Origin of the sequence: Embleya sp. NBC_00888, from assembly GCF_045207655.1 — a bacterium.
GTDB lineage: Bacteria > Actinomycetota > Actinomycetes > Streptomycetales > Streptomycetaceae > Embleya.
Genome location: NZ_CP108784.1, coordinates 3,744,427 through 3,764,127 on the forward strand (window position 1 = coordinate 3,744,427; position 19,701 = coordinate 3,764,127).

Annotated in this window: 20 protein-coding genes; 7 read left to right on the forward strand and 13 right to left on the reverse strand. The window is 70.5% G+C overall.

The features are described 5' to 3' along the window. Positions 1 to 43: 43 nt before the first annotated feature. The gene (locus OG948_RS15430; RefSeq protein WP_406297062.1) at positions 44 to 1,156 is read left to right on the forward strand and encodes a helix-turn-helix transcriptional regulator; all 1,113 of its coding nucleotides are present in this window, start codon (positions 44 to 46) and stop codon (positions 1,154 to 1,156) included. A 60-nt stretch (positions 1,157 to 1,216) separates the two neighbouring features. On the opposite strand, the gene OG948_RS15435 is transcribed toward OG948_RS15430, so the two are convergent. From OG948_RS15435 to OG948_RS15460, 6 genes are all read right to left on the reverse strand, one after another. Then, positions 1,217 to 2,617 (reverse strand): dicarboxylate/amino acid:cation symporter, encoded by a 1,401-nt coding sequence (locus OG948_RS15435; RefSeq protein ID WP_406297064.1) that lies wholly within the window; start codon positions 2,615 to 2,617, stop codon positions 1,217 to 1,219. Positions 2,618 to 3,018: 401 nt separating this feature from the next. Beyond that, a complete protein-coding gene (locus OG948_RS15440; protein ID WP_406300264.1) occupies positions 3,019 to 3,330 on the reverse strand; it encodes a DUF4229 domain-containing protein in 312 nt (103 codons plus the stop codon). A 130-nt stretch (positions 3,331 to 3,460) separates the two neighbouring features. Further along, a complete protein-coding gene (locus OG948_RS15445) occupies positions 3,461 to 4,528 on the reverse strand; it encodes an SUKH-4 family immunity protein (protein WP_406297065.1) in 1,068 nt (355 codons plus the stop codon). A 93-nt stretch (positions 4,529 to 4,621) separates the two neighbouring features. Beyond that, positions 4,622 to 5,785, reverse strand: coding sequence for an aminofutalosine synthase MqnE (gene mqnE / locus OG948_RS15450; protein WP_406297067.1), 1,164 nt, complete (start codon positions 5,783 to 5,785; stop codon positions 4,622 to 4,624). 80 nt (positions 5,786 to 5,865) lie between these two features. Next, a complete protein-coding gene (locus OG948_RS15455) occupies positions 5,866 to 6,825 on the reverse strand; it encodes a threonine/serine dehydratase (protein WP_406297069.1) in 960 nt (319 codons plus the stop codon). 106 nt (positions 6,826 to 6,931) lie between these two features. Further along, on the reverse strand, positions 6,932 to 7,390 hold the full coding sequence (locus OG948_RS15460) for an Lrp/AsnC family transcriptional regulator (RefSeq protein ID WP_026219445.1): 459 nt from the start codon (positions 7,388 to 7,390) through the stop codon (positions 6,932 to 6,934). A 180-nt stretch (positions 7,391 to 7,570) separates the two neighbouring features. Here OG948_RS15460 and OG948_RS15465 point away from each other — a divergent pair, with 180 nt between their 5' ends. Continuing rightward, positions 7,571 to 7,705 carry a hypothetical protein gene (locus tag OG948_RS15465; RefSeq protein ID WP_395873319.1) on the forward strand — a complete coding sequence of 45 codons (135 nt, stop codon included), beginning with the start codon at positions 7,571 to 7,573 and terminating at the stop codon, positions 7,703 to 7,705. 37 nt (positions 7,706 to 7,742) lie between these two features. On the opposite strand, the gene OG948_RS15470 is transcribed toward OG948_RS15465, so the two are convergent. Next, entirely contained in the window at positions 7,743 to 8,426 is a 684-nt protein-coding gene (locus OG948_RS15470; RefSeq protein WP_406297070.1) for a UbiX family flavin prenyltransferase, read from the reverse strand. A 53-nt stretch (positions 8,427 to 8,479) separates the two neighbouring features. Here OG948_RS15470 and OG948_RS15475 point away from each other — a divergent pair, with 53 nt between their 5' ends. Together OG948_RS15475 and OG948_RS15480 are read left to right on the forward strand one after the other, a co-directional pair. Continuing rightward, positions 8,480 to 9,085 carry a rhomboid family intramembrane serine protease gene (locus OG948_RS15475; RefSeq protein ID WP_406297072.1) on the forward strand — a complete coding sequence of 202 codons (606 nt, stop codon included), beginning with the start codon at positions 8,480 to 8,482 and terminating at the stop codon, positions 9,083 to 9,085. Positions 9,086 to 9,165: 80 nt separating this feature from the next. Then, positions 9,166 to 10,152 carry a hypothetical protein gene (locus tag OG948_RS15480; RefSeq protein WP_406297074.1) on the forward strand — a complete coding sequence of 329 codons (987 nt, stop codon included), beginning with the start codon at positions 9,166 to 9,168 and terminating at the stop codon, positions 10,150 to 10,152. Positions 10,153 to 10,395: 243 nt separating this feature from the next. Here OG948_RS15480 and OG948_RS15485 read toward each other — a convergent pair whose 3' ends face one another. From OG948_RS15485 to OG948_RS15505, 5 genes are all read right to left on the reverse strand, one after another. Then, positions 10,396 to 10,974: a hypothetical protein gene (locus OG948_RS15485; protein ID WP_406297076.1), complete on the reverse strand. Its 579-nt coding sequence runs from the start codon at positions 10,972 to 10,974 to the stop codon at positions 10,396 to 10,398. Positions 10,975 to 10,990: 16 nt separating this feature from the next. Then, positions 10,991 to 11,497 (reverse strand): DUF6879 family protein, encoded by a 507-nt coding sequence (locus tag OG948_RS15490; RefSeq protein WP_406297078.1) that lies wholly within the window; start codon positions 11,495 to 11,497, stop codon positions 10,991 to 10,993. After that, the gene (locus OG948_RS15495; protein ID WP_406297080.1) at positions 11,475 to 11,732 is read right to left on the reverse strand and encodes a hypothetical protein; all 258 of its coding nucleotides are present in this window, start codon (positions 11,730 to 11,732) and stop codon (positions 11,475 to 11,477) included. Before OG948_RS15495 ends, OG948_RS15490 begins: the two co-directional genes overlap by 23 nt. 231 nt (positions 11,733 to 11,963) lie before the next feature. Then, complete coding sequence (mqnP, locus tag OG948_RS15500; RefSeq protein ID WP_406297082.1) at positions 11,964 to 12,878, reverse strand: menaquinone biosynthesis prenyltransferase MqnP; 915 nt, start codon at positions 12,876 to 12,878, stop codon at positions 11,964 to 11,966. Beyond that, complete coding sequence (locus tag OG948_RS15505) at positions 12,875 to 14,326, reverse strand: menaquinone biosynthesis decarboxylase (protein ID WP_406297084.1); 1,452 nt, start codon at positions 14,324 to 14,326, stop codon at positions 12,875 to 12,877. The genes mqnP and OG948_RS15505 overlap by 4 nt, the downstream gene beginning before the upstream one ends. Positions 14,327 to 14,418: 92 nt before the next feature. Between OG948_RS15505 and OG948_RS15510 the strand changes: the two genes are divergently transcribed. From OG948_RS15510 to OG948_RS15520, 3 genes are all read left to right on the forward strand, one after another. Beyond that, entirely contained in the window at positions 14,419 to 16,533 is a 2,115-nt protein-coding gene (locus OG948_RS15510; protein ID WP_406297086.1) for a DUF4139 domain-containing protein, read from the forward strand. 2 nt (positions 16,534 to 16,535) lie between these two features. Beyond that, positions 16,536 to 18,140 (forward strand): mucoidy inhibitor MuiA family protein, encoded by a 1,605-nt coding sequence (locus tag OG948_RS15515; protein ID WP_406297087.1) that lies wholly within the window; start codon positions 16,536 to 16,538, stop codon positions 18,138 to 18,140. Positions 18,141 to 18,218: 78 nt separating this feature from the next. Next, positions 18,219 to 18,671 carry a PLD nuclease N-terminal domain-containing protein gene (locus OG948_RS15520; protein WP_406297089.1) on the forward strand — a complete coding sequence of 151 codons (453 nt, stop codon included), beginning with the start codon at positions 18,219 to 18,221 and terminating at the stop codon, positions 18,669 to 18,671. A gap of 111 nt (positions 18,672 to 18,782) precedes the next feature. Here OG948_RS15520 and OG948_RS15525 read toward each other — a convergent pair whose 3' ends face one another. Further along, positions 18,783 to 19,685, reverse strand: coding sequence for an IclR family transcriptional regulator (locus OG948_RS15525; RefSeq protein ID WP_406297091.1), 903 nt, complete (start codon positions 19,683 to 19,685; stop codon positions 18,783 to 18,785). Positions 19,686 to 19,701: the final 16 nt, after the last annotated feature.

Genomic DNA, 19,701 nt, shown 5'->3' on the forward strand with positions numbered 1-19,701 from the left:
TTCGTTCCTGTTTGATCGACTGGGAGCCGGCAGACTTCGACGCATGCTGGAAACCTCCGCGCGACTCCTGCGCATGCTCTCGCTCATGCAGACGCGGCCCGACTGGACCGGCCCCGAACTCGCCGAACGGCTCGGCGTGAGCGGGCGGACGGTCCGCTACGACATCGAGCGGCTGCGTGGCCTGGGCTATCCGGTGCACGCGCGCCGCGGCGTGGTCGGCGGCTACCGCCTCGGCGCCGGCAAGGCGCTGCCGCCGCTCCTGCTGGACGACGAGGAGGCGGTGAGCATCGTGGTCGGACTGCGGATCGCCGCCGGCAGCGTGGTGGACGGCATGGACGAGGCGATGCTACGCGCCCTCGCCAAGCTCGACCAGGTGTTGCCGTCCCGGCTGCATCGCCGGGTCAAGGCGCTACAGAAGTACACCGTCCCGGTCCGCCAGACCGGTCCGGCCGTGGACATGGACGTGATGACCGTGTTGGCCGGCGCCTGCCGCGACCACGAGCAACTGCGCTTCCGGTACAGCTCGCACGACGGCAAGGAGACCTCGCGCGTGGTCGAGCCCTATCGGCTCGTGCACCGGATGGGCCGCTGGTACCTGGTCGCGTGGGACGTCAAGCGCGAGGACTGGCGCACCTTCCGGATGGACCGGATCACCCCGCGTCCGCCGCACGGCCCCCGCTTCACCCCGCGCGAACTGCCCGCCGACGGCGACGTGGCGGCCTTCGTGAACCAGGGCGTGCAGAGCGCGCGCGGGCAGTTCCGCGCCCGGGTGCTGGTGCGCGCCCCGATCGGCACGGTCGCCGAGAAGGTGCCGCCCGCCTTCGGCGCGTTCGCGGTGGTCGACGACGACACCTGCGTGTTCGAGACGAGCGCGTCCAGCATCGAGAACCTGGCCGTCTACATCAGCCTGCTCGACGCCGACTTCGAGATCGAGGACCCGCCGGAACTGGTCGCCTACATCCGCCGGTTGGCCCGACGCTACGGCGGCGCGACCCCGGTCGCCGACGCGGCGGCGGTCATCGCGGCGGAGACGACTGCGCAGGGGACGACCGCGGCGGAGCCGACAGGCCCCGCGGTCACCACCACCGCCGACATCCCCGGCCCCACACTTGCGCCCGCGCCCGCCGAGGACGCCCCCGCCGCTCCCCGCCAATGAACGACGGCGCCCCCGACCCCCTCGGCACGAGGGGGTCGGGGCGCCGGTCGAGCGGGAGCGTCAGACCGAGACCGGTTCGCGCTCCGCCGTCTTCTGGAGCGGAACGTGCGGCGTGGCCGGCTCGTCGGGCGCTTCCAGATCACGCGGGTTGTTGTACTTCTCCAGATCCAGCGTCTTCTCCCGAGCGGAGACCAGGATCGGCACCACGACCTGCCCGGCCACGTTGGTCGCGGTCCGGATCATGTCCAGGATCGGGTCGATCGCCAGCAGCAGCGCGACGCCCGCCAGCGGCAGGTTCACCGTGCTGAGCGTGAGGGTCAGCATGATGATCGCGCCGGTGAGACCGGCGGTGGCCGCCGAGCCGATCACCGAGACGAACGCGATCAGCAGGTATTCCTTGATGCCCAGGTTCACGCCGTAGACCTCGGCGACGAAGATCGCGGCGATCGCCGGGTAGATCGCGGCGCAACCGTCCATCTTCGTGGTGGCGCCGAACGGCACCGCGAACGAGGCGTAGTCCTTCGGGACACCGAGGCGCTCGGTGACCTTCTGGGTGACCGGCATGGTGCCGACCGACGAGCGCGAGACGAACGCGAGCTGGATGGCCGGCCACGCGCCCTTGAAGTAGTTCAGCGGGTTGACCTTGGCGACCAGCGCGAGCAGCAGCGGGTAGACCACGAACATCACCAGCGCGCAACCGATGTAGATGTCGGCGGTGAAGGTGCCCAGCGGCTTGATCAGGTCCCAGCCGTAGGTGGCGACCGAGGTGCCGATCAGACCGAGCGTGCCCAGCGGGGACAGCTTGATCACCCACCACAGCGCCTTCTGGATGATCTCCAGGACCAGTTCGGCGCCCTTGACCAGCGGTTCGGCCTTGGCGCCGACCGACAGGATCGCGGAGCCGAGCACGACCGCCAGGAAGACGATCTGCAGGACCTTGACCTCGGAGAAGGCGGTGACGATGTTGGTCGGCACGATGCCGGTGATGAAGTCGAGCCAGTCACCGTTGGTCTTCGGCGCCTTGCCCGGGTCGGCCGGCAGCTTGAAGCCGTCGCCGGGGTTGGTGACCAGGCCGATGGTGAGGCCGATCGCGACCGCGATCAGCGACGTGATCAGGAACCACAGCAGCGTGCGCGCGGCCAGCCGCGCGGCGTTGTTGACGTTCCGCAGGTTGACCACGCTGACCAGGATCGCGGTGAACACCAGCGGCGGTACGGCCAGCTTGAGCAACTGGACGAAGATCGTGCCGATCTGGTCGAGCGTCTGGGTCAGCCACGAGACGTTGTATTCCTTGGCGATGAAGCCGAAGGCCACACCGAGCACGAGGCCGGCGGCTATCTGGGCCCAGAAGGGAGTTCTCTTCAGGGTCTTGAGTGAATCGACAGCAGACAAGGCAGGGCTCCTGAACGGGCACCGTGGGGGACGGGGGTGGCGGTACGGAGCGGCCGTGAACCTGCGCATCAATAGGCACGCGTGTGCCCGCAGGAAGGACTACGAAGAAGCGATACTTCGCGCAGAACGGCCGCGGAGGGCCGGCGTGCGGGCGGTCGGGCCGACGAGCGTGGAGACGTCAGCCCGGCAGGGGCACGGCGGCAGTCAGCCGCGACACAGCGCGGTGGCGCAACGGCCCAGGTCGACGTGCCGACGGGACACGAGCGGGAAACCCACCGCCGCGTCCGTCAACTGCGTGTCGCCTGCACCAATCATGGAAGTGAGGATAGCGACACTAAACCGATAAACGCAAAGAATTACGGAACGGACACCGCCGGACACCCACGGACACGGCCGGCCACACCTCGCTTAAGAGGCTTCCTCGACCGGAAGGCGTCCCGTGCCGCACGGCTCCTGGACCAACAGGCCGACTAGGAGGCTTCCTTGGTCTTGGCGATCCGGGTGATCGGGGCCACCGCCTCGTCCTCGGCGCGGTTGTCGTCGGCGATGCGCTGCTTGGCCCGCTGCATGCGCTCGTACAGGGCCTCGGACATCGCGTCCCGCTCCGCGTTCAGGAACTTGTAGCTGATCACCGCCGACGCCGCGGCCGCGATGGCGATCGCGATGAACACGTTCCCCCGACCGTCCAGGTCGAAGAACCCGAACACGACCATGACCACGCCGAACAACGCGGCGAAGATGCCGAGCCGGTAGAGCGAGTAGCGCAGCGCGGGATTCGACATGGTCACCTTCGGTTCCCCTAGCCAGAGCGGTACGAGTGGCGGCGGGCGCGAGCCGGACCGTCCCCTCCAGTCAAGCATCCCGTATTCGAGACGCCGAGCCGGGCCCCGACTCGGAACCCGACCTGCCCTCTCACGGGCCGAGGCCGTTGACGCCGTCCAGGATCATGTACTCCCAGTAGCCTCCCGGCTCCGCCCACGCGAGCGGATCGACCGACGACAGCAGGTCGACGACGATCGGCTCCCACACGTCGTGGATGCCGATGCCGAACCGCTCGCCCTGCCGGCGCATCCGCCCGATCACCCACATGGTGAAGGCGAGCGTGGACAGATCGGTGTTGAGCGTGTCCATCGTCGGCTCGTCACCGCCGGTGTACCAGCGCCGGACCACGCCGGTACGGCCGTCCACGAGCAGGTCCCCGTCCTCGCTGACGTAGCCCAGGACGACCAGGTGCTCCGCGTCCGCAGGCGGCTCGGGCTCGTCGTCCCAGTCGGCCCGGCGCTCGGCGATCAACTCGGCCAGGGTCACCAGCGGCTTGTCGTCGCTGCGCATGTCCAGGTAGGCCCACGCGTCGATCAACCCGACGTCGAGCAGGAAGCGCCGGGTCGGCTCGTGCGTGATCGCGGCGGGCAACTGCCGCTCGTCGTAGCCGGAGAACTCGTTCTCGTACACCAGGTCCAACATCGCCGGCGTGATCCGCACGGCCAGGCCCTCACCCGGCACCGCCGCCCGGCGCAACTGCCACAGCGCGAAGGAGGTGTGCCAGAACGAGTGCCTCGGATCCAACTCGGGTTCGGTCTCGCCGAGCAGGTCGATCAGTTCCTCGCCGGTGCGCACCGGTCCGCGACCGGCCCGGATCGCCTCCACCAGGCCCGCGTTGCGCACCAGGGTGGACACGTCCATCGACATCGGCTTCGGATCGCCGAAGCACTGCTCGGCGAACACCCGACCGGTCGTGCCCTCGAGCAGCACCGCGTACGACGGCGTGTGCGGCGAGCCGTACGTGCCGAGCACGATCAGGTGGTCCCGGGTGCCGCCCGGTTCGAACCGGATCAGCGCGGCCTCGCGCGGCAGACCCACCTCGGCCAGGAAGCGCCGGGTGGGCGCGTGCGCGATCTCCGGCAGATCGCGCCGGACCACGTCGCCGAACCACTCCTCGACCTGCGCCCGGGTGAGCGGAATCCGCAGCGCGTCAGCCATCCGGCAGCCCTCCCGAGCCATCGTCGAACACGTTCGGGCACGACGGGCGGTCCGGGCCCGGGCCCGAGTCCGGGCGCACCGGCCGGCGCGACGTCAGAGCTTCATCGGCTGCGGCGTGTCGCGGCGGGCCGGGTCGGGGCCCTCGTACTCGCGCAGCGTCTCGTAACGGGTGTTGCGCTCGACCGGGCGGAAGCCCGCGTCCCGGATCAGGTCGAGCAGGTCGTCGCGGGTCATCTTGTTCGGCGTGCCGAAGTCGTCCGCGTCGTGGGTGATCTTGTACTCCACGACCGAGCCGTCCAGGTCGTCCGCGCCGTGGTTGAGCGCGAGTTGCGCGGTGGCCAGGCCGTGCATGACCCAGAAGCACTTCACGTGCGGGACGTTGTCGAACATCAGCCGGGAGACCGCGAACACCTTGAGCGCCTCGGCGCCGGTGGCCATGGTGGTCCGGGCCTGGAGCCGGTTGCGGACGATGCCGTCCTTGCTGTCGTGGAAGTCGTGCTGGTAGCGCAGCGGGATGAAGACCTGGAACCCGCCGGTCTCGTCCTGGAGTTCACGCAGTCGGATGACGTGGTCCACCCGGTGCCGCGGCTCCTCGATGTGGCCGTAGAGCATCGTGCTCGGGGTCTTCAGGCCCTTGGAGTGCGCGAGCCGGTGGATCCTCGACCAGTCCTCCCAGTGCGTGTCGTGGTCGACGATGTGCTGCCGGACCTCCCAGTCGAAGATCTCCGCGCCGCCGCCGGTGAGCGACTCCAGGCCCGCGTCCATCAGCTCGTCGAGGATGTCCGACGCGGACAGGCCGGAGATCTTCTCGAACCAGTGGATCTCGGTCGCGGTGAACGCCTTGAGCGCGACGTTCGGCAACACCTCCTTGAGCGCGCCGAGCGACCTCGGGTAGTAGCGCCACGGGAGGGTCGGGTGCAGGCCGTTGACGATGTGCAGTTCGGTGATGCCGTCCGGCTCCATCTCCTTCGCGAGCCGCACCGCCTCCTCGATCCGCATCGTGTACGCGTCCTTCTCGCCCGGCTTGCGCTGGAACGAGCAGTAGGCGCACGAGGCGTTGCACACGTTCGTCATGTTGAGGTGACGGTTGACGTTGAAGTGGACCTTGTCGCCGTTCTTCACCGTCCGCACGTGGTGCGCGAGCCCGCCGAGCCACGCCAGGTCGTCGCTCGCGTAGAGCGCGATGCCGTCCTCACGGCTCAAACGCTCCCCGGCGAAAACCTTGTCCTCGATCTCCTTGCGCAGGCCCGCGTCCATGTGTCGGCACTCCCTCTAGGTCTTCTCGTCCGCCGCTGCACGGCTGCTACGAGGTTACGCCCGGCGTGCCGGGCGCTCGCTCAGGCCATCACCTCGGCGTACAGCGCCGGGTCGACGTTGCCGCCGCTGACCACGGCGACGTGCTCGCGGCCGGCGGGCAGCGCGTCCTTGCGGAAGAGGTAGGCCGCGGTGGCCACCGCGCCCGAGGGCTCGGCGACCAGGCGCGCGCGCCGACCCAGGAAGCGCATCGCCTCGCGGATCTGCTCCTCGGTCACCGTGACGATGTCGTCCACGTACGCCTGGATGTGCGCGAACGGCAGGACGCCCACCGAGGTGGCGCGCAGGCCGTCGGCGATCGTGCGGTAGGTGTCGGTGGTGGACCACGTGGTGCGCACGCCGGTACGGAAGGACTCCGCCGCGTCGGCGGCCAGTTCGGGCTCGACGCCGATCACCTTGGTACGCGGGCTGGTCAGCTTGACCGCGGCGGCGATGCCGGAGATCAGCCCGCCGCCGCTGACCGGGACCAGCACGGTGTCCGCGGTGGGCAGGTCCTCGATGATCTCCAGGCCGGCGGTGCCCTGGCCGGCGATGATCCGCGCGTCGTCGTAGGGCGGCACGAACGCGTAGCCGTGCTCGGCGGACAGCTCGCCGGCCGCGGTGTCCCGCCGCTCGGGGGTGACGATGACCACCTCGGCGCCCAGCGCGCGGGTGGCCTCGATCTTGACGGTCGGTGTGGTGTCCGGCATCACGATCACCGCCCGGGCGCCGAACAGGCGGGCCGCGTAGGCCACCGCCTGCGCGTGGTTGCCGCTGGAGTGTGCGACGACCCCGCGCGAGCGCTCGGCCTCGGTCAGCCCCGCGATCGCGTTGTACGCGCCACGGATCTTGAAGGCGCCGATCGCCTGGAGACCCTCCGGCTTGAGCCAGAGGGGTCGGTCGGCGTCACCGTGCAGGGAGGGCAGCAACGGGGTGCGTACGGCCGTGCCCGCGATCCGCTTCCGTGCGGCCTCGAGGTCTTCGAGAGTCACCAGGTTCGTCATGTCCGCCACCCTACGAGCAGGCGTGGGCGCGCCCGCCGATCTTTTCCGGGCACGGCCGGCGCGGCCGCTCGGCGGGTCGGGCACGGCCGTGCGGGGTTCGGTACGGCTATTCCGTGGGTTCGGGAAGTTCGGCCGCGCGGTACTCCCACTTGGTCGAGAGCACCACGGTGGTGCGGGTGCGGGCCACCCCGCGGGTGCCGGAGAGGCGGCGGACCACGTTCTCCAGTCCCTCCATGTCCGAGACCCGGACCTTGAGCATGAACGAGTCGTCTCCGGCGATGAACCAACAGTCCTCGATCTCGTCGAGGTCGCGCAGCCGGCGGCTCACGTCGTCGTGATCGGCCGCGTCGGAGAGCTGGATCCCGATCAGCGCGGTCACGCCCAGGCCGAGCGAGACCGGGTCGACGGAGGCCCGGTAGCCGGTGATCACGCCGGCCTGTTCGAGCCGGTTGATGCGATCGGTGACGCTCGGCCCGGACAGGCCGACGAGTCGACCCAGCTCCGCGTACGACGCCCGCCCGTTGCCGCGCAGCGCCTGGATCAGCTTGCGGTCGACGGCATCCATGTCCGTTTCCTCCAGGTAATCGATGGTGTCCACCGGGGGGCCACCAGGGGTCTGCGACATGACAGAGGTGCAAACCCGCATGGGGCCTGTAATTCATTGGACGATTCTGATTCTAACCCTTAGAATCAAAGGCATCGGGAGCTACAAGCCTCCGATGACGACTCGTGGGGAGACAACACCGTGTACACCCTGGAGATGGCCCGCGCACACATGCAGGAACTGCATGCCATCGCGGAGCGCTCACGTGCCACCCAGCCGTCCAGCACGCTCAAGCGTGTGAAGCGTCTGGTCGGCCGCCGCAAGTCCGGGCGCTGATCGCCCGGCAGATCCGGCAAGACCGTCAAGGCTCCCGTCACCGCGGGGGCCTTTTTGGTTCTCCGGCCTCCTCGCGTCGGGCGCCGCCCAGTTCGCCGTCCCAGCGTCGGTAGAGGGTGTGTGCGACACCGAGCGAGTCCAGCGCCTTGCCCGCGACGAAGTCGACCAGGCGCCGCACGTCCTGGGCGCCGGCGTAGAAGGCCGGGGAGGCCGGCAGGATCACCGCGCCGGCGTCGTCGAGCCGGACCAGATGGCGCAGCGTGGTGCCGGTGAGCGGGGTCTCGCGCGGCACCAGCACGAGCGGGCGACGCTCCTTGAGCGTGACGTCCGCGGCACGTTGGAGCAGGTCCTTGGACAGGCCGATGGCGATGCCCGCGACCGAGGCCGTGCTGGCCGGCACCACGACCATGCCCTTGGCCGGGTACGACCCGCTCGCGGGTCCCGCGCCAAGGTCGCCGGGCGCCCAGTAGCGGACCCGCGCCAACGCGTCCGCGTCCAGTTCGGTCCACACGGCCAGGTCGTCGCGCCAGTGCGCGTCGCGAAACGCGATCCCGGTCTCGTCGATCAGGGTCAGCCGGGCGGCCCGGCTGACCACCAGGTCCACGTGCTCACCGGCGTCGAGCAGCCCGCGCAACACCGCCGCGGCGTACGGCGTGCCCGAGGCCCCCGAGACGCCGACGATCCACGGACGTCGTCCCGTACTGTCCCGCTCCTGGTCCATGGCTCCTATTGTGGCTTCGTAGCGGCGGCACCAGCCGCAGGGGAGGGGTGTGCATGTCCCGCATATCCGTGTCGGGGGTCCGCGACGCGGCCCTGATCACCGCAGTGCTGATCGGCGCCGTCTGGGTCGTCCAGCTCGTCAACTACACGACCGACGACTCACTGCTCACCCACGGGATCACCCCCCGGCGGGCGGACGAACTGCCGGACATCCTCAGCGCGCCGTTCCTGCACTTCGGCACCGGACACATCGTCTCCAACACCTTCCCGCTGATGCTGCTCGGCTTCCTGGCCGCGCTGCGCGGGGTCGCCCGGTTCCTCGCCGTACTGCTCACCATCACCCTGGTCGGCGGCCTCGGCGTGTGGCTGACCGCGCCGGACCGATCGAACACGGCGGGCGCGAGCATCCTGGTCTTCGGCCTGTTCGGCTATCTGATCGTGCGCGGGTTCGCCGACCGCCGGGTGCTGGACGTGCTGATCGGCTTCGCCGTATTGGGCCTGTACGGCAGCTCGTTCGCGATGGGGGTCACCCCGCTCGCGGAGGGAGTGTCGTGGCAGGGCCACCTGTTCGGGCTGATCGGCGGCGTGTTGGCGGCGCTGGCCTTTCGCCGCCGACGCGATGTGTCGCAGCTCTCGCCCGCGGACCTGCCCGTCGGGTAATGGGGTGGACATCGCTGCCTACCATTCGGGTAGGCACTCTTCGCCGTGCCATCGATCGTTTCTCGACCGGGAGTTCAACTGTGCGTTCGCTCCGGATATCCGCCGCGGCCCTGACCGTACCGCTGGTCCTGCTCGCCGCCGGCTGTGGCGAGTCGTCCTCGGGAGACCCCTTCAACAGCCTGGGCGGTGGCGGTGACGCCCTGGACCCCAAGGGCCCGTCGAACGAGGGACTGAGCGTCGAGGCGCTCTCCAAGCAGGCCGAGACCGGTTTCGACGACCTGACGAACCTGCGCATCCAGGGCACCGGGAAGATCTACGACACCCCGCTCGGCGTGGACGTCAAGATCGGCACTCCCGAGCAGGTCGAGGGCAAGATCACCCTCGGGGACAAGCCGGTGGACCTGATCGGGGTCGACAAGACCGTCTACGTGCGAATCGCGCCCGGCACCGTGCAGACCCTCGTGGACCTGGGCAAGCGGGCCGAGGCCGCGTCCGGTGAGGCCCCGTCCACCGACGACTCGGAGCTGGGCGACGAGTTCACCAAGATGTTCGTCGAGGGCGCCAAGCTGGTCGAGGGCAAGTACATCAAGCTCGGCGACGGGAGCGCGGGCAAGCTCGGCCAGGACCTGCTCAAGGGCGGCAAGAAGCCTTCGCTGGACGGGCTGTTCGGCGGGTCCGACGGCTCGCCGTTCGGTGGCTCGGGCAGCTCGCCGTTCGGCTCCGACTCCGACTCGGACTCGGACTCGGACTCGGGCGGCAAGCCGAAGCTGACCAAGGGTGAGACCACCGAGATCAACGGGACCAAGGTGATCCCGCTGATCTCCAAGGAGGACGGCGCGACCCTCACCATCTACATCGCGGCCAACGGCAAGCCGTTCCCGGTCCGCGTCACCGCCGACGACAAGAGCGACGGCACCAACGAGGTCACCCTCGACCTCAAGTACTCCAAGCTCTCCGGTGGCATCTCCCCCAAGGCCCCGCCGGCCGGCGACACGATCGACCTCAACGGCCTCCTGAAGTCCTTCGGCGGCAGCGGCGGTCTGTTCGGCGAGAACAAGACGGCCTGACCGGGCATGGCGGGCGGCACCCAACAACCGTCGACCGCCCGACCGACTCGCGATCGAGACGCGACACGTCGGCCCCGGCGCCCGTCACGGGTAACGGAGCCGACGTGTTCCGTGGGCACAGAGTCGGACGTCTCGCTGCTCGGCTCGATCACCACGCCGACCCTCGCACGCAGTGCTCGCACCTCTTCGGCAACGACCCGAACAAGACGGCCCGACCCGACAGAGTGCGGTCTGTACCGCCCCCTACGGCAGGGGTACGAGTTGTGCGGGAGAGCGGAACCACACCTCTTGTCGGGCCGGTCCCTTGTCGAGCGCGACCCGAAGTCCGAACTGCTCAGGGCGAGGGCGGTCCTGGTCGTGCCACCAGCGAACCGCAGCCATGTAGTCGTCAATGAGGCACCTGTTCCCGGCGACGGTGATCGGCCGCCCTTTGCCGTATCCGATCGACGCCGCCGCGTCGAGTCGTCGCAGCCACAGAACCCACCCGTCCGCGTCGTCGTGACCACCGGTGAGTCGGAACGTGATGCCAGGCACCAGCAGTCCGACAACGAACGCGTTCGTCTCGGTCAACGGCTGCCCGATATCGTGCCACTCCACCGGAGGATGGTCGATCTCCTCGGTCTCACCCGTGTCGGGCCAGTCGCTCCACGGATCGTCGCTCTGCGAACGCGCCTGCATGAAGGCGACTTCCCCGCCGATCGGCCCGCAGGCCACACCGTCCGCAACGGTGAGCGTGACCAGCCGGTCCCGGCCACCACTCGTTAGGCGCAGACCAAGGGCTTCGCGTGCTTGTTGCACGGCGGAGGCGGGTGATGTGGCCATTGACTCGTCGACGGTCTCAGGCGGGGCGGTAGGTCCGGTGGTCGATCCCGCGATGCCAGACGGCTTCGAAGGCTCTCTCGCAGAGTTGCACGACCGTCGGTTGGGTAATCGCTTCGCTTCCGTTCCAGGTGCCGTCGCCCAGGAAGTGATTGAACAGGACGGCGTCGTCCAGCAGCCAGAAGTCGTTGCCCGGCAGGGCGAGATCGGATGCCTGTCGGCGCGGCAGCCATCGAACCTCTTCGCCGGCCGCGAGGTTCGCCGCCGAGGTCGCCTCGTGCTCGTAGCGGATGTAGTCGCTGATCGGCTCGGACACGATCCGGGCTCTACGCACTTCCGCCCCATGCGCGATGGCCGAACGCACCAGGGCACGCCACGCCCGATCCGCCGGGCCGCGATCGTACGCGACTCCCGCTCGCCACGCCGCGAACGCCGGGGACGTACCGGCGTAGTCGTCCCGCATCTCCAGGTGCCAGGCCCGCTTTCGAACCGAGGTCAGCAACTCACCGAGCGTCGGAGTCGTCACCGGTGCCGTCCATCTCCGGAAAGAACCGCGGCATGCGCAGTGGAAGTTCGATCGCGTCCTCATGGCCCGGGATGGTCAGTTGGGCCACCTGCTCGGCCCGCGCCTTCCAGGACTGGATCACGAGCGTCCCACGCGCGGGACCCAAGTACACGGTCGGGGAATTGCCATGCTCGGATTCCGGGTCCTTGCCGAGGAGTTGCAAAGCCATCATCGTCTCCCGCGCCGAAGTGAACACCTTCACCGAGTGTGCGCGGCCGGATACACGATCTGCCACATGGTTGCGCGAAGTTGCGCACCCGCGCGATCGGATGAGCCGACCGAATCCAAGCTTGGGCAATCCTCGTTGCGGAGCCTCGCGGACAGCGGAGCCACCGGGACGCGAGGAGTCGACGATGGGCGGCCCCGGCGTGGTCGACGCGCACGAGCAGCGTGGTGCGGAGCACCCGCGCGAATTCGTCCGCCCGGCCTACGGCCGCAGGCCCCGCACGCCCAGGTCCAGCAGCGCGCACACGAACAGCGCGATGCCGATGAAACCGTTCGTGGTGAAGAAGGCCCGGTTCAGCTTGGACAGGTCGTCCGGCTTGAGCAGCGAGTGTTCGTACACGAACGCCGCGCCGACGATCAGCAGGCCCAGCCACCAGAAGAAGCCCGCGCCGGTGAGCGCGCCGAACCAGATGAACAGCAGCGTGGTCACCACGTGGGTGACCTTCGAGGCGTTCAGCGCGGCGGCGATGCCCCACTTGGCCGGCACGCTCTTGACGCCGTGCGCGCGGTCGGCCGCGACGTCCTGGCAGCCGAAGATCAGGTCGAAGCCGCCGATCCAGGTGCCCACCGCCAGGCCCAGTACGACCGCCTGCCACGACCACTCGCCGGTGATCGCCAGCCACGCGCCGACCGGCCCGATCGCCTGCGCGATGCCCAGGATCGCGTGCGGGACGTTGGTGAACCGCTTGCCGTACGGATAGATCACCATCGGGATCACCGCGACCGGCGCGAGCGCCAGGCACAGCGGGTTCAGCAGCGCGGCGGCGACCAGGTAGAAGAACAGCGCGACCAGCGCGCCGCTCCACGCGGTGCGCACCGACACCGCGCCGGTGACCAACTCGCGCGACGCGGTGCGCGGATTGCGCGCGTCGATCTCGCGGTCGATGATCCGGTTGCAGGCCATCGCGAAGGTGCGCAGGCCGACCATCGCCACGGTGACCAGGAACAGCTCCCGGTAGTGCAGCCGTTCGTTGCTCTCGTACATCGCGGTGAAGGCCGCGATATAGGCGAACGGCAACGCGAAGACCGAGTGCTCGATCAACACGAGGCGCAGGAACGCCTTGACCCGGCCCACCTCCGAGGGAGCCCCGGGTGCGGGTAGCGCGGCGGACGTCACAGGCCGTATTCCTTCCATCGGCGGGTCACCTTGGCGGCGGTCTCGGGATCCGACACGACCATCTCCGGCCAGCCGCCGTCGCGCGTGTAGCCCTCCTCGGGCAGCTTGCGGGTCGCGTCGATGCCCGCCTTGCCACCCCAGAACTGCTGGTACGACGCGTGATCGAGGTGGTCCACGGGCCCCTCGGTCAACAACAGGTCGCGCGCGTAGTCCGTGTTGCCGAACGCGCGCCACGCGACCTCGTGGTAGTCGTGCACGTCGCAGTCGGCGTCCACCACCACGATCAGCTTGGTCAGCGACATCATGTGCGCACCCCAGATCGCGCTCATCACCTTCTGCGCGTGCTTGGGGTACTTCTTGTCGATCGAGACGATCGCGCAGTTGTGGAAGCCGCCCGCCTCGGGCAGGTCGTAGTCGACGATGTCCGGCACGATGATCTTGAGCAGCGGCAGGAAGAACCGCTCGGTGGCCTTGCCCAGCGGCCCGTCCTCGGTGGGCGGCCGGCCGACCACGATCGACTGCAACAGCGGCTTCTCCCGCATCGTCACGCAGTCGATGGTCAGCGCCGGGAACGGCTCCTGCGGCGTGTAGAAGCCGGTGTGGTCGCCGAACGGCCCCTCCGGCAACATCTCGCCCGGGGTCAACCAGCCTTCGAGGACCACCTCGGCCTCGGCCGGGACCTGGAGCGGCACGCTCACGCAGTCGACCATCTCGATCCGCCGACCGCCGATGAAGCCGGCGAACAGGTACTCGTCGATGTCGCCGGGCAGCGGCGCGGTGGACGCGTACGTCACCGCCGGCGGGCAGCCGAACGCGATCGCCACCGGCAGCCGCTCACCGCGCTTGGCGGCCACCTGGTAGTGGTTGCGGCTGTCCTTGTGGATCTGCCAGTGCATCCCGATGGTGCGCCTGTCGTGCCGCTGGAGCCGGTACAGACCCAGGTTGCGCACGCCCGTGTCGGGGTCCTTGGTGTGGGTCAGGCCCAGGTTGTAGAACGAGCCGCCGTCCTCGGGCCAGGTGAACAGCGCCGGGATGCGGTCCAGGTCGACGTCGTCGCCCTTGAGCACGACCTGCTGACAGGGTGCGTCCTTGATCTTCTTCGGCGGGATGTGCGCGACCGAACCGAGCTTGCCGAACGCCTCGCGGATCCCGGTGAACCCCTGCGGCAGCTCCGGCTTGAGCAGGCCGCCGATCTTCTCCGACAACTCGTCGTAGCTCTTCAGCCCGAGCGCCATCAGCATGCGCTCGTCGGTGCCGTAGACGTTCATCGCCAGCGGCATCGAACTGCCCTTGACGTTCTCGAACAACAGCGCCGGACCCTTGGCCTTGTTCACCCGATCGGTGATCTCACCGACCTCCAGATGCGGGTCGACCTCCGCGCGCACGCGCTTGAGTTCACCGCGCTTCTCCAGTGCCTTCAGGAAAGCGCGCAAGGTCCCGTATGCCATGCGTGCCAGTATCCGGTACGGACTCGCCGGACCCGCACGCGCACCCGGCCGGTCGGGCTACCTTGGTCCCTCGTGCCGAGCAGGAGGGGTACATGCTCACGGTCGCTTCGGAATTGCGTTCGGTGGTCGTCCATGCCGTGGGGGCGGTGTGTGTGCGGAATTGCGACGTGGACCTGCCGGCCGGCCCACCGGGTCCGGTGCGGGTGCGGGTGACCGGATTCCCGCTCACCGCCTACGGCGACTGGCTGCGCGCGCGGGTGATCGGCGGCGACACGGGGGTGCGGGTCACCGACATCCGGCCCGTGGTCGACGTCGAGGTGGTCGAGGAGACGGACCTGCCCGCCGTACTGCTCGACCTGGAGGCGGCCGAGTCCCGGGTCCGGGCGCTGCGCGCGAAAAGCGCCCGGCTGGCCGACGAACTGGCCGAGATCGCCGGACTCCAGGCGGTACTGCCATCCGTGCGCCGCGGTGATCCGCCACGCCCCGCACCGGTGTCCGCGCTGCTGGAGCTGGCCGCGTTCACGGACGAGCGGGCCGAGGCGCTGTACGAGCGCATCGGCGTCTGCGACGCCGAACTGCGCGAGGCGGTCCGCGACACCGAGCTGTTCCGGGCCCGGCTCAACGCCGCGTCCGGCGCGCAGCGCACCGAACGGGCCCAGGCGTCCGGCACCGCGGTGGTCACCCTGGAGCACACCGGCGAAGCCGGCCCGGTCGAGCTGGCCGTGGAGTACCACGTGCCCGGCGCGCGCTGGGCGCCGATGTACCAGCTGCGCCTGGACGAGGCGATGACCGGCGGCACGCTGGTCATGCGGGCCTGCGTCGCGCAGCGCACCGGTGAGGACTGGACCGGCGTACGGCTCGGCCTGTCCACCGCCGACCTGGCCCGGAGCACCGACCTGCCCGAGCTCAAGTCGCTGCGCCTGGGCCGCCGGCAGAGCGCGCCCGCACACGCGGGTTGGCGCGAGCCACCGGCCGGGCTGGCCGAACTGTTCGCGGGCTACGACGTGGGCGTGGCCAGGCGCCCGGCGGCGCGGTCGGCGTATGCCGGGGCGGCTGCGGCCCCGGCCGAGGAGTTCGCCGCCGAGGACCGGGTCCTGTATCGGGCGGCGCCGATGCCCGCGCCGATCACCCCGGCGGCCCCGGGGGCGGCCATGCCGCCGCCGATGCAGGCCGCCGGCGGCTTCGGCGCGCCGCCGCCCGCCCCGCGCCCCGCCGCCGCGAGGGCGCGCCGGGCCCGAGGCGCCGCGTCCCAGGACTCGGCGCTCGAAGGCTCCGCGCCCGGCGGCGCCTTCGAACTCGCCCGTTTCGACGGCGCGGCCGACGAGGACCCGATCTCGCCGAAGGCCGAACCGGCCCCGCCGGCGCAGCCCGAGCCGGGCAGCGACCTCCTCGACTACGCGGCCCTGGAACTGCGCGGCGCGGACGACGCCGAGGCCCGCGGCCGGCTGCGCGCCGCGCCGTACGGTGCGGGTGGAACCGCGATGGAGTACCGCCGGCGCGCCGACGAGGTGACCCGGCTGACGCTGCCCGAGCACGCGCGCGCGCCGCGCGACGCGGCCGGGTCGTACGACTATCGCTTCGACACCACGGCGCCCGCCGAGGTGGCCGCCGACGGGGTGTGGCACACCATCCCGGTGTGCGAGATCGAGGTCTCGCTCGAGCCCGAGTTCGTCTGCGTACCGGCCCTGGACGACGCGGTGTTCGGCACGGTCGTGCTCGCCAACGCGTCGGCGCACGCGCTGCTCCACGGCCCGGCGGACGTCTCGGTGGCCGGCGAGTTCCTGATGACCGTGCCGCTGCCGACGCTCGCGCCCGGCGCGCGCGAACGGGTCGGCGTGGGCGTCGTGGAGAGCGTGCAGGTGTCGCGGAACGCGCACATGCGCGAGTCGACGGCGGGTCTGCGCGGCGGTACGGCCGTGCTCGACCACCGGATCGAGATCGAGGCGGTCAACCACCTCGCCCGGCCGATCCGGCTGGACATCCTGGAGCGTGTTCCGGTCACCGACGACAAGGACGTCAAGATCGAGGAGCACGCCGGCGCGCCGCGCTGGGTGGAGGACACCGAACTGCGCGACGGGCGGCACGTCCCGGGCGCGCGGGTGTGGCACGTCGAACTCGCCCCGGGCGAGCGGAAGAACCTGACCGGTGGCTACGAGATCCGGATCCCGGCAGCGAAGGCCGTGGTCGGCGGCAACAGGAGGGTCTGACCATGACTCAGCCGACGCTGGAAAAGAGCACGCCGGCCGAACGCAAGCCGGAACCGCTGCCGATCACGGCGGTGACCTGTCTGGAGGACCGGGCGCAGGTGACCCGATCCGGCCGGATCGAGGTGGCAGAGGGCGTACAGCGGGTGCTGGTCGGCCCGGTGACCCCGCTCGCCGTGGACCGGTCGCTGCGGGTCGAGGTGATCGCCGACGACGGCACCGCGACCGCGATCGACGCGCGGGTGGTGCGGGTGTACACGCCCAGGCCCGCGACCGGCCCCGGCCCGGACGCCTCCGAGCTGCGCCGGCTCGTGCACGACCTGGACGAGCGGCGCGTGGCGCTGTCCCGGCGCTCGAACCGGCTGCACACCCGGCTCACGCTGATCGCGCAGGCCCGGACCGAGCTGCGCCGCAACATCGCCGAGCAGACCGGCTTCGGTACGGCCGAGCCCGAGCGCTGGGCCGCCGAACTGGATCGGCTCTCGGCCGAGGCCGAGGACCGGCACGCCGAACTGCACGCCCTGGCCGACGAGCAGTCCTCGGTGGAACGCCGGCTGCGCGAGGCGCGGGCGGCGCTCGACGTGGCCGAGCAGGAACCCGCGGAGCTGACCGCCACCGTCGAGGTGGTGATCGAGGCCGAGCGCACCGGTTCGGCCGAGCTGCGGGTGGTGCACCTGGTGCCGTGCGCGTTGTGGCGGCCCGCCTACCGCGCGACGCTCGCGCCGGATCGCCGGTCGATCGAGCTCGAATGCGAGGCGGTGGTCTGGCAGCGCACCGGCGAGGACTGGTCCGGCGTCGCGCTGTCCCTGTCCACCGCGCGTCCGACCCTGGCCGCGCGGCCGCCGAGCCTGGTCGAGGACCGGCTGACCCTGCGCGAGCGCACCCAGGTGGAGAAGAAGCAGGTCGAGGTGGACCTGCGCGAGGAGGAGATCGCCACGGTCGGCCGGGTCGCGGGCGGCTCGGCCGAGTTGCCCGGCGTGGACGACGGCGGCGAGGTCCGGGTGCTGGCCGCGCCCGCGCCGGTGGAGGTGCCCTCCGACGGCCGGCCGCATCGGGTTCGGCTGACCACGTTCACCGCGGCGTGCGAGCCCGAGGCGGCCTGTGCGCCCGAGTTGTCGCAGTACGTGAGCCAGGTGGTGCGCTTCGCCAACGACGCCGGTCACGCGCTGCTCGCGGGCCCGGTGGAACTGGTCCGCGGCAGCGGGTACACCGGCCGCGGACAACTCGACTTCGCCGCGCCGGGCGAGGAGGTCCGGTTGCCGTTCGGCAGCGAGGACGACTTCCGGGTGGTACGCGACGTGACCGAGTCGCGCACGACGGCCTCGCTCACCGGGCGCACGGTGGTCACCCGTACGGTGACCGTCTTCCTCTCGCACATCGCCGCGCCGGAGGCCGCGTCGCCCGGGACGGTGGTGTTGCGCGAGCGGGTGCCGGTGTCCGAGGTGTCGGCGGTCGAGGTCAAGGTGCGCGGCGACCTGTCGGAACCGGCGCCGGACGCGGTCGACGAGCAGGGAATCGTCCGCTACGACGTGCGATTGACGGCGGGCGAGCGGCGCCGGATCACGCTCGTGTACGAGCTGCACGCATCGGGCAAGGTCACCGGGCTGTGAGGGATCCGGTGTTCATGGAGCCGACCGTCTACGCTGGATGGGCGAAGACCATGTACTGCCTGTCGAGGAGTCCGTCACATGCTCAGGGTCCTGATGATTCTGGTGCCCTTGGCGCTGGACATCTACGCGTTCATCGACTGCCTGACAACCGACGAACGCAAGGTTAGAGGGCTGCCCAAGCTGGCCTGGGTCTTCCTCATTCTGCTGTTCCCGATCTTCGGCGCGGTCGGCTGGTTGGTCGCGGGGCGGGAGAAGAGCGCGCAGGTCGCCGGTGGCGGCGGCGGTGCCTTCGGGTTCGGCGGTCGCGGTCAAGGTCGCCAACTCGCCCCGGACGACAACCCGGAGTTCCTGGCCTCCCTGTCCAAGGAAGACCGCAAGCCGGGCGACGTCCCCGCGTCGGGCAACGACGAGGACGAGATGCTCAAGCGCTGGGAAGAGGACCTCAAGCATCGCGAGGACGATCTGGATGGCCCCGACCGGGACAACCCGGATGGGCGCGCGAAGGACAAGGACGCGAAGGACAAGGACTGAGCCGGGCTCTCGGGCCGGGCTTCGACCGCACAGCCGGCCGGGACGCATTCGCGACCCGGCCGGCCTTCGTCGGTGCGGATCGGCTTCGGGTGCTCGGCGGCGTTCGGCCGCTCAGGTCGCCGCGGCCACCTCGGCCGCCGCGTCCGCGAGCAGCCGGCCGGTCTTCTCCAGCGTCCGTCCGTCGGTCCGGGGTGCGAAGCCGCGCAGGCTCAGGATCAGGACCAGGTCGCCGTCCCGGTCGTGCACCGGCGCGCTGATCGCGCCCACCCGGTAGTCCCGGTCCGGTTCCAGCTCGTCGATCTGTCCGCCGTCGGAGCCGCCGATCTCGGCCGCGATCTCCTCCAGGAGCGTGCGCAGCCGGGCCGCCGACGCGCCCGCGCCGAGCGTGTCCAGCCCCTCCAGGTGCTCGTCCAGTTCGCCGAGTGTCTCGCCCAACCGGGTCTCCACGTCGGTGACCAGTTCGATCGCGAACCCGCGGCGCCGCGCGTTGTCGATCGCCCGCGCCATCCGCCCGCGCGCGGCCGGGCCGTCCGCCTCGTCGAGCCAGCGCCGGATCGTCTGCTCGTCCGCCCAGGGCACGTAGCCGATGCCCAGCGGCGGGGTGATCGGCGCCTGGGCACCGACCCGCAGCCGGTGCGAATCGGGTCCCGGCGCGCGGACCACCTCGGCGATCGCCACGTGGTGTTCGCCGGGCGTCATCGCGAAGCAGGACAGGCCGGTCTCGTCGCGCAGCCGCGCCATGATCGGCCGCGCCACGTCGAGCACGCCCAGTCCGCGCGCGGCGGCCCGGCCCACCGCGACCAGCGCCGGGCCGAGCCGGTAGGTGCGCCGGGTCGGATGGCGGATCAACCAGCCCAGCGAGGTCAGGCTCGCGAGCATCGGATGGCAGGTCGCGGGCGTCACCGCGAGATGCCGCGCGATCTCGGACAGGGTCAGTCCCTCCGCCGGCCGTTCGGCGATCGCGTCGATCAGCGAGACGAGTCGGTCGGTCTGCGGGGACGGTCGTGGGGCCATGGCCGGCACCCTACTG